We start from the raw sequence: 18,575 nt of genomic DNA, 5'->3' as shown, positions 1-18,575 counted from the left end.
GAGATTTTATTATGCTAATCAAATTATTAACTAAAGTATTCGGTAGCCGTAATGACCGTACACTGCGTCGTATGCGCAAAGCCGTCAACGTCATCAATGCCATGGAACCGTCCATGGAAAAACTTTCTGATGATGAGCTGAAGGCTAAAACCGTCGAGTTCCGTGCGCGTCTGGAAAAAGGCGAAAGCCTGGAGAGTTTGATTCCCGAAGCCTTCGCGGTGGTACGCGAAGCCAGTAAGCGTGTTTTTGGTATGCGCCACTTTGATGTCCAGCTGCTGGGCGGGATGGTGCTTAATGAGCGCTGCATCGCGGAGATGCGTACTGGTGAAGGTAAAACCCTGACCGCAACCCTGCCAGCATATCTTAATGCACTGACTGGTAAAGGTGTACACGTGGTTACCGTCAACGATTACCTGGCGCAACGTGATGCGGAAAACAACCGCCCGCTGTTTGAGTTCCTCGGGATGAGCGTGGGTATCAACATGTCTGGCCTGCCAGCTCCGGCCAAGCGCGAAGCATACGGTGCAGATATTACCTACGGTACTAACAATGAATATGGTTTTGACTATCTGCGCGACAACATGGCGTTTAGTCCTGAAGAACGCGTACAGCGCAAACTGCACTATGCGCTGGTGGATGAGGTGGACTCCATCCTGATTGATGAGGCGCGTACCCCACTTATCATTTCTGGCCCGGCTGAAGACAGCTCCGAAATGTATAAGAAAGTGAACAAAATCATCCCGCATCTGGTGCGTCAGGAGAAAGAAGATTCTGAGACCTTTACCGGTGAAGGTCACTTCTCTGTCGATGAGAAAGCGCGTCAGGTTAACCTGACTGAACGCGGTCTGGTGTTGATTGAAGAGCTGCTGGTTAACGAAGGCATCATGGATGAAGGTGAGTCTCTTTACTCACCGACTAACATCATGCTGATGCATCACGTTACCGCCGCGCTGCGTGCTCATGTGCTGTTCACGCGTGACGTTGACTACATCGTTAAAGATGGCGAAGTTATCATCGTCGACGAACATACCGGTCGTACTATGCAAGGTCGTCGCTGGTCAGATGGCCTGCACCAGGCTGTTGAAGCGAAAGAAGGCGTTGATATCCAGAACGAAAACCAGACGCTGGCCTCGATCACCTTCCAGAACTATTTCCGTCTGTACGAGAAACTGGCGGGGATGACCGGTACTGCCGATACCGAAGCCTTTGAATTTAGCTCGATCTACAAACTGGATACCGTTGTGGTTCCGACCAACCGCCCGATGATTCGTAAAGATATGGCGGACCTGGTCTATATGACCGAAGCGGAAAAAATTCAGGCCATTATTGAAGATATCAAAGAGCGTACCGCTGCGGGTCAGCCGGTCCTGGTGGGGACTATTTCCATTGAAAAATCGGAAGTGGTCTCTAACGAATTAACTAAAGCCGGTATCAAACACAACGTCCTGAACGCTAAGTTCCACGCCAGTGAGGCCGATATCGTTGCTCAGGCAGGCTATCCCTCAACCGTAACTATCGCAACCAACATGGCGGGCCGTGGGACCGATATTGTGCTGGGTGGTAGCTGGCAGGCTGAAGTTGCAGAGCTGGAGGATCCGACGCCGGAGCAGATTGCTCAGATCAAAGCTGACTGGCAGGTTCGCCACGAAGCCGTATTGGCTGCAGGCGGCCTGCATATCATTGGTACCGAGCGTCACGAATCTCGCCGTATTGATAACCAGCTCCGTGGCCGTTCAGGTCGTCAAGGGGATGCCGGTTCTTCCCGTTTCTATCTGTCGATGGAAGATGCGCTGATGCGTATTTTTGCCTCTGACCGTGTGTCGGGCATGATGCGTAAATTGGGCATGAAGCCTGGCGAAGCGATTGAGCACCCTTGGGTGACCAAGGCGATTGCCAATGCTCAGCGTAAAGTGGAAAGCCGCAACTTTGATATTCGTAAGCAACTGCTGGAATATGATGATGTTGCTAACGACCAGCGTCGCGCAATCTACAGCCAGCGTAACGAGCTGTTGGATGTGTCTGATGTGAGCGAAACGATTAACAGTATCCGCGAAGACGTTTTCAAAGTGACTATTGATGCGCACATTCCGCCGCAGTCTCTGGAGGAAATGTGGGATGTTGAAGGCTTGCAGGAACGTCTGAAAAACGACTTCGATCTCGACATGCCAATCAAAGAGTGGCTGGATAAAGAGCCGGAGCTGCATGAAGAAACCCTGCGCGAGCGTATTCTGCAGAGCGCTATCGAAACTTATCAGCGTAAGGAAGAGGTTGTTGGCGCTGAGATGATGCGTCACTTCGAGAAAGGCGTCATGCTGCAGACTCTGGACTCCCTTTGGAAAGAGCATCTGGCGGCAATGGACTACCTGCGTCAGGGTATCCACCTGCGCGGCTATGCGCAGAAAGATCCGAAGCAGGAATATAAGCGTGAATCCTTCTCAATGTTCGCTTCTATGCTGGAATCGCTGAAATATGAAGTGATTAGCACGTTGAGCAAGGTCCAGGTGCGGATGCCGGAAGAGGTTGAGGCGATGGAGCAGCAGCGTCGTGAAGAGGCTGAACGTCTCGCGCAGATGCAGCAGCTTAGTCATCAGGATGATGACACCGCCGCCGCTGCCGCACTGGCGGAGCAAACAGGCGATCGCAAAGTGGGCCGTAACGATCCTTGCCCATGCGGTTCTGGGAAAAAATTCAAGCAGTGCCACGGTCGCCTGAGCTAAGCTCTACAACATTAAACATAAAGGCGCAGATATCTGCGCCTTTTTTATGGAATGAATACAATGAAGAAACTGCAAATCTCAGTCGGTATCATCCGCAATCCGCAAGGCGAGATTTTTATAACCCAGCGGTCTGCTGATGCGCATATGGCGAATAAACTTGAATTTCCCGGTGGAAAAATTGAAGAGGGTGAGTCGTCGGAGCAGGCATTAGTTCGTGAATTGCAGGAAGAAGTGGGCATTACGGTTAAATCGTGCCGCCTGTTCGATAAGCTGGAATATCAGTTTCCTGACCGCCATATCACGCTGTGGTTCTGGCTGGTAGATGTCTGGGAAGGTGAACCGTGGGGGAAAGAGGGGCAACCTGGCCGTTGGATGGCGCAGAATGCGCTGAATGCTGAGGATTTCCCTCCCGCAAATGAGCCTGTGATTGCAAAATTAGTTCAAAACTCATGAGCCATTATTCGGTAAATTATGGCGGGAGCGCTATGCTTGCCCGCCTTAAGAAAAAACCAGACGACTTACTCTTTCTCTTCGCTCCAGCCATCGCTGTCTGATAGATCGCTACTGCTTGGGATGCGTTTTTCTTCTGCTGCCCATTCGCCTAAATCAATAAGCTGGCAGCGCTTGGAGCAAAAAGGGCGATACGGGCTCTGTTCATTCCAGACCACAGTTTTGCTGCAGGTTGGGCAATTGACGGTTATCTCTTCTGACATATTTTCTCCTTAACAACAGGCCAGTTCAAAATCAAAACGCTCTGGCACGATGCCATGCTCGCTGTCCAGCGGCAAAAAGCGGATAGCAAAACGGCTCTTATGACCGGATATTTGCGGGTACAGCTGGCTGGCAAGATCCAAACGCAGGCGTAACAGATCGGCATCCTCGCCGTTATCCTGATAAAAACCGTTCAGGCTGGTCTGCTTGCGAAAGGCGGCTGAGTTGCGGATCAGATCGAGAATGAGCACCAGCGATTGTGACAGAGGGTCGAGGCTGGACAGCCACTTGCTAACCTGTTCATCGCGATATTCCTGGGGCATATGCAACCAGATATGTAGCGTTGGGAGATCAAAGCTGCAGCAACCGCCGGGGATACTTAAGCGTTGGCGTACCAGTCCGACCAGACGATCTTCGCGCAGAAATTGACCAATGCGAGGGGCTGAGATCAGCATGCTGGATAACTGCTTCAACTGCTGGCGCAGCGTATTGATACGTTCCTGATCGACACCAGGGACTTCTGCCCAGGATTGTAATTTCCGCTGTTGGCGTTCCAGTTCTTTCATCAGATCGGTACGGACTTCGCCACGTTCAAGGACATCTAAGAGATCGCCGATATTACGGAAAAAATGAAGTGCATCCGCATGGCTGGTGATAATTGGGTGTACGGATAGCTGCTGAAGCAAAAACTCAATACGCAGCCAGGTGCGCATTTTTTCATTGAGCGGATGTTCAAATAGAACAGGGGTATGCATTACGTTTTTTCCTGTGAGGCGGCCTGCAATGCCAGCGTTTGATACTTTTTATGCAGGCGGGCGACATCTGCTGCAATAGCCGCAGGTGGACCCATATTTTCAATAACATCATCCGCAACGGCAAGACGCTGCTCGCGCGTGGCCTGAGCGGCGAGAATATGTTCCGCATGTTGGCGGCTGACCCGATCGCGGAGCATCGTGCGCTCTATTTGTGTCTCTTTTGGCACATCGACAACCAGTACGCGATCGGCTTTGGCGGACAAACGATTTTCGACCAGTAATGGTACAACCCAGAGAATATAAGACGAGGTTGCAAGCTGCATCTGTCGACGCGTTTCCTGCTGAATTTTGGGGTGCAACAGCGCGTTAAGCCAGTTTTTATCCATAGCATGAGCAAAGATGTGTTCACGCAGAGCGCGACGGTTCAGCGTTCCGTCTTCGTTGAGTATCTGCTGGCCGAAGCGTTCAGCGATAGCATCAAGCGCCGGGGTTCCGGGTTCTACAACCTGACGCGCGATAACATCGGCATCGATAACGTTAACTCCAAGATGTGCAAATGCATCGGCTACGGTACTTTTACCACTGCCGATGCCGCCCGTTAACGCTACCGTGTACTTCATAGGCTTCAATCCTGAAACTGACAACATGCACATTTTTCTTTGAGACAGTCCGCTATTCACGGCGAGACTACACTGTGGGGGCGGTTTTTATCGGTTGGTTGTCAAGCCGATAAATTGCTTTCACAACGCATTCTGGTTTTTTTGTACATGTAAATCAATTGGTTAAAAATGATACGTTGGTGATTGAGTGTTGCAAAATCACTTTTGGCTATTCACCAGGTAAATTTATACGATTGTAGCGTAAAAAAAGTGAAAATCGCAGTCTTGCGCGGTCATGATTCGTGCGTATGATAACGTCACTGGAGTTGTGCTCTCACAATAATGCAATTAACCCCAGGAATTCGCACATGCGTATTGAAGAAGATTTGAAGCTTGGTTTTAAAGACGTTCTTATCCGCCCGAAACGTTCTACCCTCAAAAGCCGTTCTGATGTACAGCTGGAACGTGAATTCACCTTCAAACACTCTGGCCAGACCTGGTCCGGTGTGCCAATCATTGCGGCCAATATGGATACTGTCGGCACCTTTGCTATGGCTAAAGCTCTGGCCTCCTTTGGCGTTCTGACTGCAGTCCATAAGCATTACAGCGTTGAGCAGTGGCAGGCGTTTGTACAGGGCGAATCCGCAGATATAGTGAAACACGTCATGGTCTCTACTGGCACTTCCAATGCAGACTTTGAAAAAACTCAACAGATCCTGACCCAGAATCCGCAGCTTAGCTTCGTGTGTATTGACGTCGCAAATGGTTATTCCGAACACTTTGTGCAGTTTGTTGCCAAAGCCCGCGAAGCCTGGCCGCAAAAAACCATTATTGCGGGTAACGTTGTTACCGGTGAAATGTGTGAAGAATTGGTTCTTTCTGGCGCTGATATTGTGAAAGTCGGTATCGGTCCGGGCTCTGTATGTACTACCCGTGTGAAAACCGGCGTGGGCTACCCTCAGCTTTCCGCTGTTATCGAATGTGCCGATGCGGCACATGGCCTGGGCGGGCAGATCATTAGTGATGGTGGCTGTACCATGCCTGGCGATGTGGCTAAGGCATTCGGCGGTGGTGCTGATTTCGTGATGCTGGGCGGTATGCTGGCAGGTCACGAAGAGAGCGGCGGTACCGTAGTTGAAGAAAATGGTGAAAAATTCATGCTGTTTTACGGTATGAGCTCTGAATCAGCAATGACCCGTCACGTTGGCGGTGTCGCTCAGTATCGTGCAGCAGAAGGTAAAACTGTTAAGCTGCCTCTGCGCGGTCCGGTTGAAAATACCGCGCGTGATATCCTCGGCGGCCTGCGTTCAGCGTGTACCTATGTGGGTGCTTCACGTCTGAAGGAACTGACCAAGCGTACTACCTTTATTCGCGTACAGGAACAAGAGAACCGCGTGTTCAATAGCCTGTAATGCCTCTCGCTGGCGCATTCGCGCCAGCGTTTATCCGCCCATCCCGCTAATGGCATCACCCAGATGAAAAATGGGTAAGTACATTGCCACAACCAGCACTCCGACAATCGCTCCAGTTATCACCAGCATTATAGGTTCAAGTAAGGTTGCCAGGTTATCTGCCTGCTGATGCGTTTGCTCACTATGATGGCGAGCCAGATTCTCCAGCATAGTATCCAACGAACCTGAAGCTTCACCGGTACGAATGAGTTGTAGACAGAGCGGTGTAAAACCTCCGCTATGAGTCAGCGCCTGCCAGATGGGTTCACCATGGGTAATTTGCAGACCGACCTGCTGGAGCCTTTGTCGCCATAACGGGCAGCTTAGGGTTTCCTCCACGCTTTGCAGGCCCTGTAAGAAGCTGATACCCGCGCTTTGCGTTAACGCAAGTACGGTGAAAATCTGGCTAAGCCGTTGCCCACTCAGCAATTTACCAAATACTGGCAGCGCGTGGAGTAGCTTTTGGCGATGCAGCAACCAGCCCAGTCTCTGGCGAATCAACCGATTAATAATTGCAGGTAAAATGACCAGTACAGCCAGAACAGGCCAATAGTGAGTTAGCCCATCGCCGACGCTCATCACCGCTCGGGTCAGTAATGGTAGCGGAGTATTGAAGGTTTGATAGATAGCGGCGAACTCCGGTAAGACGAAGCACAGCATCCCCATGACCACCAGCAGCGCCAGGAATAAAATAATAATCGGATAGCGCAGCGCTTTTTTCACTTTCTCGCTAAGAAGAAGCTGTTCTCGCTGCTGAAGGGCTAACTGTGTGCAGCAAAGTTCCAGCTTGCCGGTGAGCTCACCGGTACGGATCATGGCCAAATAGAGTGGGGGAAATACTTCAGGCCATTTCTCCAGGGCAGCCGAAAGCGAAATGCCTTGCGCCAGGTCATCAGCCAGCGTTTGCAGCAGGGCCTGCCATTGTGCATTGGGTTGCTGTTGCGCCAGCAGTTCCAGCCCCTCCGCCAGTGGGAGGCCAGCTTGCAGTAGCGCGGCTAGCTGGCGGATGATTTCACCGCTGTGGCGTGGATGCCACAGTGAATTTTGCACGCTACAGCGGCGCAGCGTCAGTGGGATGATTCGCTCCTGCTGCAACATCTGCAATGCCAGCGGGCGATTCTCTTTCCAAAGCGTGCCCTGACAGGGGACGCCCTGAACATCGATACCACGCCAGCGCCACAGCCGCTTAGTCGCCATGTGGGATCCCCAGAACGCGAACCACCTCTTCGAGGCTGGTCAGTCCTCGTTCCACGGCCAGACAGCCGCTCTCAAACAGCGTCATCATTCCCGCTTCTCGCGCCAGGGATTCGATTTCGGTAGCGCTAAGCTCCTGAGTTATGGCTTGCCGTAGCGCGGTGTTAACGGGTAAAAGCTCAAATAGCGCCAGTCGCCCGTAGTAGCCGTGATAACAGTGCTGGCAGCCTGGAGCCTGCCAGCGAGGAAGCGCTCGTGGCCACAGGCTATGCGGGACATCGGCCGAGCTGCCGGTTTCCCGGCGACAGTGTGGGCACAATCTGCGCACAAGGCGTTGAGCAACAACCAGCGAGAGTGCTGATGAGATCATCCAGCGAGCGACACCCATTTGCTGCAGGCGCACCAGGGTTTCGCTGGTCGAATTGGTGTGTAAGGTAGAGAGGACCAGGTGTCCGGTTTGCGCCGCTTTTATCGCAATTTCAGCCGTTTCCGCATCGCGTATTTCGCCCACCATTACGATGTCGGGGTCCTGACGCAGCAGGGCGCGCAGTACGCTATGGAAGGTTAGCCCGGCACGGGGATTAATCTGCGTCTGATTCATCCCCACAATCGGAATCTCCAGCGGATCTTCCACGCTACAGATGTTGACCTCATCGCGATTTCTCGCCTGCAGCGCGCTATATAAGGTGACGGTTTTTCCGCTTCCCGTTGGGCCTGTGACCAACAGCAGACCCTGCGGTTGGTTAAGCGCCGAGCGAAAGTCAGCAAGCTGTTGAGAGGAGAGCCCCAGCGCTTCGAGATCCAGAGCTTGTTCGACCTGGTGTAATAAACGCAGAACGATTTTCTCTCCGCCGCGGCAGGGAAGCGTGGCGATACGAAAAGAGACCGGTCTTTCTGCAAGCGTAAGAGTAAACTGACCGTCCTGCGGTAAGCGGTGCTCGGCGATATCCAGATTACTCAACACTTTCAGCCGGGCCGTAATCGGTGCGGCAAGCTCCGGGGCCAGAGGCGAAAGCGGGTGCAGCACGCCGTCTACCCGCAGGCGAATTCTCAGGTGGTTTTCGCCGGGTTCGATATGAATATCGGACGCGCGTTGACGTAGGGCTTGCTCCAGGATGTGATTAACCTGTTCAACTACGCTTGCCGAGGCTTCATTATGCATTGGGGCTACCGCTATCCCTGGTGTCTGTAGCCGTTTGTCCATCCGGTCCTGACTCCAGCACTCAATGTCGATTCGTTTCTGGGTCGCGAAGCGTAGTGCTTCCATAAGCTCTGGTGCTGGCGCATCAACAACGGCGATGGCAATAGTGTGTGCATCGCTATTGAGCAGTAATGCCCGGTAGCGCTGGCACAGAGGTATCAATTGTTCAGTTTTCATTGCCTCACCCTCAGTTAAAACGGAATACGTCTTCGCAGGCTTGCTTAAGCGCGCTGTCGCCGGTAATGCTGCAAACGCGCTGCCAGCCGGTGATGCCGTTAGCGTTATCCCAGCTTGGTGTCATCGTGACGCTTAAGCCATTGAGGCTTTCCTGGCCGGTGAGCGTGACAACGCCGGTGGCGATGCTCATTGCCGAGACGTAACGCGTGGTGGCGGGTGAGGGGATGCCATTGCTGCCGCCATCACAGGTTGTTAATCCTCCGTGCTCTAGCGCGCAAAGCTCAATGGCGGTGCGAAAAGGTACAAAGGTTTGCAGCATGTCGGTGAGAGCCGCTTTTCGCAGGTAGTTCTGGTAAGCAGGAATGCCGATAGCGCTGAGAATTGCGATGATCCCAATGACCACCATGAGTTATGCTAAAATATAGTTATGGTTTAATACGGAATAGCAACATATGAGAACTAAAATGGCCTATTGCTACTGTAGGGTATCTTCAGGGCATCAGACCACCGAAAAGGGGGGTTATGGCATGTCCCGCCAGCAGGGAATGTTGATGGACTATGTTGATGAATACTCCGATAGTGATGGCCTCGGATATGGATTGAGTAGTGAATCGGTTGTTTTCCTAAATGCAGAGGGAGTGTCTGGATTTTCAGGAGCAAATCTTGCTAAGGGTTCAGTACTGCTAGCGTTTATCGAGGATGTTAAAGCTGGAAAGATCAAAAATGCGGTTTTATGTATTGAGAATATTGATAGGTTTAGCCGAACCAACCCGCAAACGGCAGCTTTGTCATTTTTACAGTTGATCGAGGCTGGCTGTAATATCCATGAGGCAGAAAACGGGATAGTGCATCACAATAATTCGGATTTAAACCTCATAAGCTCAGGTTTGATCCGTAGCCATCGTGAATCATTACGGAAACAGAAGCTTTCCCTTAAAAATTGGGACAAAAGGTTTGATAAAGTAGTTAGAAAAGAAGCAGTACTGACGGCCCGTTGTCCAAGTTGGTTATATGTTGAAGATAATAAGTACCTTGAAGTTATAGAACATACGAAATCAATTCGATTAATATTCGATTTATATATTAAAGGTTTTGGTCAGGCATATATCCGCGATGAATTGAATAGTCGTCAATGGCTTTATAATGGGAAGACGTGGGGTAGTTGGAACGTTCACCGTGTTTTGAATGATGTTCGTGTGACAGGAAAACATCGAACACAATCTGATTTGCGAAAGAATTTTGATGGGCTGGTAATATATCCAGCTATAATCTCCGAAATGGATTTCAATTCTGTACAGCAAAAATTGAAAAGTCCTGGTCGAAGTAAAAAAATTAACAGGCGAGCTAATAATTTATTCTCTGGGTTGCTTATGTGTGGTCATTGTAATACGGCTCACATCTTGCTACAAGTAGATAAAGATAAACGCTTTGGTCGTTGTTCTTATGCGACCGCAGGGAATAACAGGTGTCATGCTAGAGGATTTAAATATGAAATTATTGAGAATGCTTTAATCGAGCATTTACGTCATTTTGAAATACAAGATTTAAAAGAAGATGAACACAACTTAGAATTACATAACTTACAAGATGAACTCATTTACCACAACAATTACTGTGCTGAAGTACAGCATATAGTTGATAGTGTTGATATACCAAGTGATCGAGATTATAGAATCCTTAAAAATATTGAAGGTAAAATTCGTGAGATTGAAGGTAGGATTGACGAAATCAAGGCTGCTGGTAATGTTGTGTATGAGTTTGAAAAAATTGTTGAGAGTATTAATTTAGATTTAAAAGATGTTAATAATGTTTCTATTCGTCAGGAGTTCAATAGTCGCTTACGTAAAGTTATTAAATCAATCAGTGTATTCAGAAGTAATGAACTTATACTTTTGTCTATAGATTATTACGCATGTAAGGATTATCAATGGATTAACATAAATCCAAAAACAGGTGTTCTACAAGGTAATCTGTACGTTGAAGAAGATCATATAGTAATACAAACAAACAGTGGGATTGTTACATACAGCACAACCAATCGGCAGTATTCTCTCAATGAAAACGTTATTAAGGAAGATGAAGCACTGAAAGTGCTACAAGAGCACATTCAGTAGTGAGCATTTTAGCTTCGTAGAACTGACGCTGCGAAGCTTGTTGTATAAGATCACACCTTACCTTATAGTTCTGAGCGGCATGGTATGTGTTACATTATGATTTAAAAGGAAAAAATCACACATCCTTACATCATGTCCTTACATATTAAACGCTAAGATACTCTCAAAATCATAAATCAATGCAATGTATATTGATGTACAGGAATACTATTGAAATCTTATATGATTGTACTAGCAATAAAGTACGGAGATACTGAAAAATCTTAGATACTTTCGACTACCATATATAAAGTTATTATGAATGAAATGATTATTACTATTCCTTGATCGAGCCAATTTTTCCCGTTAACATATAGTCATTCGAACAAAACATCAGCCGTAGGAGGTAAATCATGAGATGAATTTTAATTTAGAGGGGTAAAAAAATGTCAAAGAAAAATAGTAAGGTATCAGCAGCAATTGTTAGTGAAATCAATCGGTTATTCAATGAGCTAGCAGGGTTCGATGTCACTATCCAACGTAAGAAGACCGAAGCTAAAGCCTACATTCAGGTTTTGGATCGGTATCAAGGTGATGAGAGGATTCACACAATCTATCTGAAGGGCGACGAGATTTGTTATCGTGGTCTAAATATTGATCATGGCAATATAACAGAAGTCGATATAGAAGATAACGAAGTGAAGTTCATTATGTACTCAACATTGGTAATGAAACTTCCCTTGGCATACGAATCAGTGAAGCAGCTTCTGTCTATTGTCGATGTGCACAACCTTGAAGTACTCGCAACACCTAAACATTCATAACAAAAAGGACAAAAGGTCGGTTTACAGGAATGAAACGACCTTTCTAAACTTATCATAATGAAGAAAATAATGAATAATTCTGCATCTTTCTTTCCTGCTCGCAAATTTATTTTTCTATCCCTAGTGATTCAGGAAATCAAGCCAAGGTAATTAGTAGACAGACAGGAGGAGTTGTTTTTATGGCTGTACAAATTGATGATATAAAATTAGTGGCATACTTGAATATTAATACTTGATTTTTTGTATTCAGTGAAACGAATATAATTCATATGGTATAATATAGGTCTTAAGCTGCTGCTTAGCAGTGTTGATGTACCGGCAATTAAATCCTGACTTTATCGAAAAGTAGATTGCAGATGAAATTTCTCACGCTGTGAGTACTTTATAAACTGATGCTGATTAAATAATTTCCGTGCCAACATCTAAGCAAAATAATAAAAATGGCCTGAATGCTTGAACAAATCAGACCAGTCTTAATTAGTGATTTACAGGATTATTTATGGCAAGAAAAGAAATTAAACATGACAATTCAGAACTGGTACTACTATTCGATGGAACAAGAAACTACGTATATCTAACTGATGATGGGCGTAACATACTAAAGAGTGTAATTGATGGTGAAATGAAAAGTAGCCGTAGGAAGTATGCTATACGCGATATTTTCTATCTGATCCGTTCGATGAATGAGATCAGTTTAGCAACAGTGCGGCACTACCTAGACCTACGTACAGTGAACAAGCGTACAAGGCCGCTTTCAGCCGAGAGTATCAAAGTCTATAAGCGTGTATGCGTGGCAGTCTCTAAGGCGATGCGAGATGCTCACCAGAAGGGTGTACAGCTACTTGTACCGGACGATAGCCAGTATCTCAGTACGCAGCAGACAGCCGAACTACGCCAGATGATCAAGAGCAAGAAACCACTAGACGCTATGATCGAGTACTTAACAGGTTTAAAGAATTAGGGTAACTTTTTTGGGTAGATTCGGTTCTATATTCCTAAAACCAATTTTTTGGACCTTTTGGATGTAACATACAAAGTTTAATTAATTGATTTATAACGGTATTTTATATTTAAATTAATTAGGGTAACTATAATAATAAAATAACTTAATTTATAACCTTAATTATTAAGTGAATTTATTACTATTACTCATTATAAGAAGGTCAACGCCTCCGGCCTTGCCCTTGTTAAAACAAATAATAGATCTTAACTTTGCGTTTTTCTCGCGAGTACTCGAAACAACGCAAGGCGTTACTACTCGCTTTCGCTCAGACAATTAAAAGTACTGACACATAATAATTGTGTCGGCCCTGTGGCCTAAAGTTCGCTTCGCTCTTTTTGAAGTATCTACGCGGACTAAGTCCTTGTCGGGGTTATCGGGCTGTTTAAGCCCTTACTACGATCTAAACATTGAATCTGATAGCAAACAACGACATGATTAACGTTGAATGTCTAAATGAAGTACTTCAGCAGGAGCTGATATGAACAGAAAGCAATTCATCCAGTCACACGGAGCGACTTGCAGTAACTGGACGTGGAGTTGGTCATTTGTAAACCACGAAAAGAAGATGGTCATCTTTGGTTCATGGGATGTTGAGAACGAACAAGAGCGATCTGTAATACTCCGGGAGAAATGGGAATTTAACTCAAACAACAAAAAACAACCTGGCTACACACAGGCACTGGAACACATCCGGTTAGCCCATGAAGGCTACGAACTATACACCTTCAATATGGTTTTCGCAGAACACCCGGATAATCCTGAAATTGCTGTAATCAAGGATTTTGAGCGTAAATTAAACAAACGGTATCTTCGTAAAGAAGGCTATGTATGGTACGCAGACTTCCTACCGAATCCATTCCCTGATGAAATTCCTTCAGGAGAGAGTTTTGTTGAAGGTGCAAAGACACAAGTAACAGTTAACTACTACGAACGCGATCCAAAGGCCAGACAAGCTTGCATCCAACATCACGGTAATACGTGTAAGTGTTGTGGTTTCAATTTTGAGAAAACGTATGGCAAGCATGGGAAAGATTTCATTCATGTGCACCATATCAAGCCATTGCATACAGTTGGTGCTGGCTATGTTTTAGACCCAATTAATGATCTCATACCTTTGTGCCCTAATTGCCACGCAATGATACATAGAGGAAATAAAGTACTGTTACCCAGTGAGTTGATTAAAATACTTTCCAAATAATGTGTGTTGTTAGTGATGATTTATTTTTGTGATTATTTTACTTAAATATTGATTCTCAATTACCTAGGTAAAATGGGAATCAAATTTATTATAAGAGAATGCAAATGATGCTTAGTTACTGGCCTTAAACATGCCAAATAACCAAACCTTAGACCTATCATCACAGAACTGGAAAGTTTAAGGGATTACATACGTAAATTAAAAATGGAGTATTTTTTAACCTTATTAGCTAACAGTTGATCAGCCTGGTACAATAAAAAACCAGTACATAAAAAATCAGGATGGTAGTGATGATCACACAGTATCTTGCACAACCTGTAATGAGCACAGATCAGAAGCTGCTTGGGGTGGAAGTACTGACTAGATTTCAGGAAAACGGTTTTAACGTGCTTAATCCAGCACCAGCGGAGATAATTCAGGGCTGGACTATCCACGAAAAAAGAGCTTATCTAATTGATTTAATGCATTTCATTAGCAATGAAGAAGAGTTTTTCCTTGAAAATAAACTGTTTTGTTCTCTCAATATCGATCAGAGCACCGCATTGATTTTGAGGCATGACGCATACATTCAAGTACTTCTACAATCAATGCCATATGTTAAGTTACAGATCTCAGAGGATTTTCTAAAGAGTGAACAGGGGCTAAAGAATCCAGTACTGAAATCACTTTCACATAGTAATAATGCTCTTTTCCTCAATTATCTAGGCGTTGACAATGTAAGAACTGGTGTTAGTACCATGTTTGAAGTAGTTAAGATTGATGAAACCTTGTTCAGTACTCAATTCTACAAAAGCAGCTTTCCAGTACTACTAAAGGATATAATGAAGTATTGCCCGAGGATTATCGTATCAGGCGTATTTGATAATGAAATATTGCAGTATTTAAAAGAATGCGATGTTTGGGGTGTGCAAGGGGAGTTATACGAATCAGTACCGCTACAAGATGTGAGTATCGTACTCTGATATTATTTAGAAAATACAAAGTGGATCTCTTTGGGGGAAAGATAATTAGTCAAAGAAACAGTCCTCTGTTGCTATCAGTTATTATTCTCCAATCTTGTTAATAATAAAAATAAGAGGGAGGAATAACCCATACACTAAAAATAAGTATGGGTTAATTATCTGTCAATATCTCATTAAAAACATATCATGTTGTTCCCCAGGATATTTTGGAGTTAATAGAGTGTCGTTTTTATCACCTGAGTATTTGTATTCGGTTGATGAAAAGATAAATTGAAAATCATATTTTTCAGATAGCACCTTCAAATTGATTACGAAATTATCTATATCTTCATAATGTATTTCGTGCTGTTTTGGAGTGTCAAATATCGCAAACATAAAAGACTTGCTATCAAGCTCAAGCATGCTTTCGATTAATGCACTTCGATATGCAAGTATTGCTCTTACTTTAGTACTTCCTTTTAATTGATCTAGTGTTTCATAACCCATGATAGGGTTGAAGTCATTTTCAAATGTAACATTAAAATCAATATTCGGAGTTTTTAGCACTTTGAGCCAGTTGATGAACTTATCTCTTAATGTAGTTTTAACTTTAGCCAGTCTTGGAATTGATTGTCTGTTTTTATCGAGGCCAGCTAATTTATCTAATGCATTTTCACGTTTATTAAGCATCTCGACATACTTATCCTCAAGGATAGCTATTTTGTTTAATTCACTTTTATCTAATTGCAGCTTAAAGAGCATAGATGTTATTTCTGAGATAGCATCAATTACCGAGGATATATCTTCTTCCTCTATGATGTTGTTTCTTAACGTATTTAGATCTTCAATGGTTTTACTGGAATATTGTATTTCTTGTTTTATTTTATCGTGCCGATTACTATCTAAATTTAAACTCCTTTCAATATCTTTGATTTGGTCTTTAAGATATAAAAGATGTTTCGCATAACTTTCAGAACTGCGAGAAAACATTTTACAATCAACTGATGGACAAATCTCCTCAAAAGAACGAAATATTCTCTTCGCTTCTTCATTTAGATTTAGTGTGTTGATTTCTGTGTTTATTTCTTTCATTATTTGTATTAAAGATGATTCCCTTCTTTCCATGAAATTTAATTCAGAATTCAACTCTCTTAAGTTTTCTTTTTGTTTTTTTATGATTTCTTCTATGCTAAAAAGAGAATCATTCTTTAATGATTTACTATTTTTTAATTGATTCAGCTCATTCTTTAAGTTGTTGATTGAGTCATCAATTGATTCTATATTTTTGTCATTATGAGCATCTTTAGCTATTTCAATATCTCTTCGTTGAACTGCTAATGAGTTATCTAAATATTTGATTTCCTCTGAGATGTTAATAGCCTTCTTTTTTGCATCGAATGAGTGTTTCTCAGGTAGAGAAAATATTATCCGTAGCATTTCGGAAAATTGATCTTTTATAAAATTACTTGGCGAATAATAAAATTTTGAATAACCTAAGTCTTGATCTAGGTAGAATATAGGGAGAATAGTCGATAAATAAGGATATGACTGTTTATTCTGCGTTGTAAGAAGTGATGGGTAAGCTAATGATAGCCTTTCCATTATATATTTAGAGTAATCAGCTTGATTGTAAAATTTTAATGTTTCTTTCTCGCTTTGTAAGGTTAAAATGAAGTCGGTATGTTCAAACTCTCTAGTGGCTTGAAAAGTGTCATTAGCTATAGTAAATGTAAGAATCGCAGATTTACATAGCTTATAAATATCATCTCTAAACTTACATGGATATCCTAGACAATAAGCGATAGATTGTAATAATGGTGTTTTTCCGCATCCATTTGGCCCATAAAATTCAGTAATATGTTTTCCAAAAGTGAGTTCTTCGGACTCAAGTCCAATAATATCCCTACCCTTGATTTTTATACTTAGCAGTTTCATAATATCTCACCGTCCAATTTTGAATCAACACAGTAATTTCTATATGACCTTTCTATTAATGCGAGATTATAAGATAAATCAGTTTCATATGAAAATGCCTTATCAATTATTTTTTTTCCTAACTTAGTAATATTCAACTTCTTATTACTCTCATCAACTAGGATTAATTGTACAGATTCAAGGAAATTTAAAGCAGTGACTGTACGTATTCTAAGATTTGCAGACCATCCAAGTAGTTGTGATGATCCTTTGAATCCCAGCATAACATCTTCTAAAAGTTTACCCACCAAACTACCAACCTCACTTGCCCGAGGTTTCACTCGATTTTTAGATAAAAGAAGTATTATGAGAGCTATTAATGGCAGTTGGAATAGGGCTTCATTATTTAATCCTACGCTCTCTTGTTTTTCAATATCTTTGATATCGATTCTGATTTGTTTGTTAGATACAATCTCGAAAAATTCATCGTAATTCATTTTGAACGCTCAACTAACCTAGCAAAAAGACTTCCAGTCAAAGCCTCTTTGTCTAAAGAGTGAAGTAAATTATTTACATGTAATGAATCATGTAATTCATTAATGAAGTCTCTTAAACTTGCTAAAAATAAATTTCCATGCATAAATGTCAATTTATCTAGAGTTGAGTTGATCTCTCTGTCAATTGTGATGTAATCGAACTCAGATATTATATGTCTGTTATTTCTTAACCACTGATCCCATTTTATCTTACATCTTGTGAAAAAATCTATTTCTACGTCGCTAGCTCCTGCTTTTCTCAATAGCCTCTCAATTACAGATGCTGATTTAAGGGCATGTTCATCCCCATTATCTAAAAATTCATAATAAGCACGTTTCGAGATACTAAGTACCTCTAAAAGATCATCAATACCTATACCAGAATATACTTCAAGATTTTTCCTTGAGCAATTGTTGATTTTTACACTAGATTTTGCATTTACAAGAGACAACAGAGAAAATAATATTTCCTTCGCTTCTATATGTGATAATTCTATTTCACTGAATCTAAATATTTTTTCCTTTGCAAGTATCTCGAATGTTTCATGCTTACTCTTAATATATTCAACATCGGTTTCAAATTTTAATTTCTTGAGATTGAGTTTTATTGCATCAATATCAAGGTTTTTTTTACCATCTTGAATTGATATAAAACAGTTATTAAATGAATCAATAATAAGTCTGCAATGCGTATTAGAAAAGGAGTCAGATAAGATATCATTAACGATATCCTCAATATCTTCATCAATATGAGTATTTGTAAGGAAGACTACTTCCTTGCAGGAGTCCTCAAAGTTAATTGTATGTTGTAATAATTTTCCAACGAAACTATCTCTGATCATTTCATCCGTTTGCGGGTTTTTTTTGCTTTTTCTTTTTAAAATTCCAAAAACATCTCGAAGTTTCCATATTTCTCGCAGCTTCTCTTTGGTTTTGACTTGTACAAAAGTGTAATGAATATCATTAGCAATGACTTTTTCAATCACAAAGTCATCATGAAATTCGCAAAAGACACGTTTAACATCTTTGCCTTCCAATATGGACAAGCATGCGATACTTGCTGCTCTAATTTGAGCATTATATCGTTCTAAAGTGTCTCTTCCCGCTTGTTCTCTTGGTTTAACATCATGTAACTCAGCCATAACATTTCACATTGTCCTAAAGAAACATAGGGATAATGCAAAGGTAACAGCCATTTTTGAAAACAAGAAAGGCTGTAAAAGTGAACATGGATACAATAATCAATAACTGGTTTTATATC

At 43.4% G+C, this 18,575-nt stretch carries 17 protein-coding genes; 8 read left to right on the top strand and 9 right to left on the bottom strand.

Features of this window, described 5'->3' with window-relative positions; translation table 11 throughout:
* Positions 1–11: 11 nt before the first annotated feature.
* Together secA and mutT are read left to right on the top strand one after the other, a co-directional pair.
* Positions 12–2,717, top strand: a complete 2,706-nt coding sequence (secA, locus tag HV213_RS23990) for a preprotein translocase subunit SecA (protein WP_181483595.1) — start codon at positions 12–14, stop codon at positions 2,715–2,717.
* A gap of 60 nt (positions 2,718–2,777) precedes the next feature.
* On the top strand, positions 2,778–3,170 hold the full coding sequence (mutT, locus tag HV213_RS23985) for an 8-oxo-dGTP diphosphatase MutT (RefSeq protein ID WP_181483594.1): 393 nt from the start codon (positions 2,778–2,780) through the stop codon (positions 3,168–3,170).
* Between the two features lie 65 nt (positions 3,171–3,235).
* Here the strand turns inward: mutT and yacG are convergent, their stop codons facing one another.
* The 3 genes from yacG to coaE are packed head-to-tail and all read right to left on the bottom strand — an operon-like array spanning position 3,236 to position 4,803.
* Complete coding sequence (gene yacG / locus HV213_RS23980) at positions 3,236–3,430, bottom strand: DNA gyrase inhibitor YacG (RefSeq protein ID WP_181483593.1); 195 nt, start codon at positions 3,428–3,430, stop codon at positions 3,236–3,238.
* Between the two features lie 9 nt (positions 3,431–3,439).
* A complete protein-coding gene (gene zapD, locus HV213_RS23975) occupies positions 3,440–4,183 on the bottom strand; it encodes a cell division protein ZapD (RefSeq protein ID WP_181483592.1) in 744 nt (247 codons plus the stop codon).
* A complete protein-coding gene (coaE, locus tag HV213_RS23970) occupies positions 4,183–4,803 on the bottom strand; it encodes a dephospho-CoA kinase (RefSeq protein ID WP_181483591.1) in 621 nt (206 codons plus the stop codon). The genes zapD and coaE overlap by 1 nt, the downstream gene beginning before the upstream one ends.
* Positions 4,804–5,150: 347 nt before the next feature.
* On the opposite strand from coaE, the gene HV213_RS23965 reads away from it, so the two are divergent.
* Positions 5,151–6,194, top strand: coding sequence for a GMP reductase (locus HV213_RS23965; RefSeq protein ID WP_112215517.1), 1,044 nt, complete (start codon positions 5,151–5,153; stop codon positions 6,192–6,194).
* Positions 6,195–6,224: 30 nt separating this feature from the next.
* Here the strand turns inward: HV213_RS23965 and hofC are convergent, their stop codons facing one another.
* The 3 genes from hofC to ppdD are packed head-to-tail and all read right to left on the bottom strand — an operon-like array spanning position 6,225 to position 9,211.
* Complete coding sequence (gene hofC, locus HV213_RS23960; protein ID WP_181483590.1) at positions 6,225–7,430, bottom strand: protein transport protein HofC; 1,206 nt, start codon at positions 7,428–7,430, stop codon at positions 6,225–6,227.
* Positions 7,420–8,805, bottom strand: a complete 1,386-nt coding sequence (gene gspE, locus HV213_RS23955) for a type II secretion system protein GspE (RefSeq protein ID WP_181483589.1) — start codon at positions 8,803–8,805, stop codon at positions 7,420–7,422. The genes hofC and gspE overlap by 11 nt, the downstream gene beginning before the upstream one ends.
* A 10-nt stretch (positions 8,806–8,815) precedes the next feature.
* Positions 8,816–9,211: a prepilin peptidase-dependent pilin gene (ppdD, locus tag HV213_RS23950; RefSeq protein ID WP_181483588.1), complete on the bottom strand. Its 396-nt coding sequence runs from the start codon at positions 9,209–9,211 to the stop codon at positions 8,816–8,818.
* A gap of 121 nt (positions 9,212–9,332) precedes the next feature.
* Between ppdD and HV213_RS23945 the strand changes: the two genes are divergently transcribed.
* The 5 genes from HV213_RS23945 (at position 9,333) to HV213_RS23925 (ending at position 14,885) form a co-directional block, all read left to right on the top strand.
* A complete protein-coding gene (locus tag HV213_RS23945; protein WP_249415942.1) occupies positions 9,333–10,919 on the top strand; it encodes a recombinase family protein in 1,587 nt (528 codons plus the stop codon).
* A 425-nt stretch (positions 10,920–11,344) separates the two neighbouring features.
* Positions 11,345–11,722 carry a hypothetical protein gene (locus HV213_RS23940; RefSeq protein ID WP_181483586.1) on the top strand — a complete coding sequence of 126 codons (378 nt, stop codon included), beginning with the start codon at positions 11,345–11,347 and terminating at the stop codon, positions 11,720–11,722.
* Between the two features lie 499 nt (positions 11,723–12,221).
* Entirely contained in the window at positions 12,222–12,683 is a 462-nt protein-coding gene (locus HV213_RS23935) for a hypothetical protein (RefSeq protein WP_181483585.1), read from the top strand.
* Positions 12,684–13,203: 520 nt separating this feature from the next.
* Positions 13,204–13,923 (top strand): HNH endonuclease, encoded by a 720-nt coding sequence (locus tag HV213_RS23930; RefSeq protein ID WP_181483584.1) that lies wholly within the window; start codon positions 13,204–13,206, stop codon positions 13,921–13,923.
* A gap of 290 nt (positions 13,924–14,213) precedes the next feature.
* Complete coding sequence (locus tag HV213_RS23925; protein ID WP_181483583.1) at positions 14,214–14,885, top strand: EAL domain-containing protein; 672 nt, start codon at positions 14,214–14,216, stop codon at positions 14,883–14,885.
* 162 nt (positions 14,886–15,047) lie between these two features.
* Here HV213_RS23925 and HV213_RS23920 read toward each other — a convergent pair whose 3' ends face one another.
* From HV213_RS23920 to HV213_RS23910, 3 genes are read right to left on the bottom strand one after another with little or no spacing between them, the layout of a single operon-like run.
* Complete coding sequence (locus HV213_RS23920; protein WP_181483582.1) at positions 15,048–16,799, bottom strand: AAA family ATPase; 1,752 nt, start codon at positions 16,797–16,799, stop codon at positions 15,048–15,050.
* The gene (locus tag HV213_RS23915; protein WP_181483581.1) at positions 16,796–17,275 is read right to left on the bottom strand and encodes a hypothetical protein; all 480 of its coding nucleotides are present in this window, start codon (positions 17,273–17,275) and stop codon (positions 16,796–16,798) included. The genes HV213_RS23920 and HV213_RS23915 overlap by 4 nt, the downstream gene beginning before the upstream one ends.
* Positions 17,272–18,456, bottom strand: coding sequence for a dsDNA nuclease domain-containing protein (locus tag HV213_RS23910; RefSeq protein WP_181483580.1), 1,185 nt, complete (start codon positions 18,454–18,456; stop codon positions 17,272–17,274). Before HV213_RS23910 ends, HV213_RS23915 begins: the two co-directional genes overlap by 4 nt.
* Positions 18,457–18,575 lie beyond the last annotated feature (119 nt).

The sequence above is a fragment of the Klebsiella sp. RHBSTW-00484 genome (genome assembly GCF_013705725.1).
In the GTDB taxonomy this organism is placed as follows: Bacteria; Pseudomonadota; Gammaproteobacteria; order Enterobacterales; family Enterobacteriaceae; genus Klebsiella.
The sequence above is the reverse complement of the archived record's forward strand: the minus strand, read 5'-3'. Positions and strand labels throughout refer to the sequence as shown.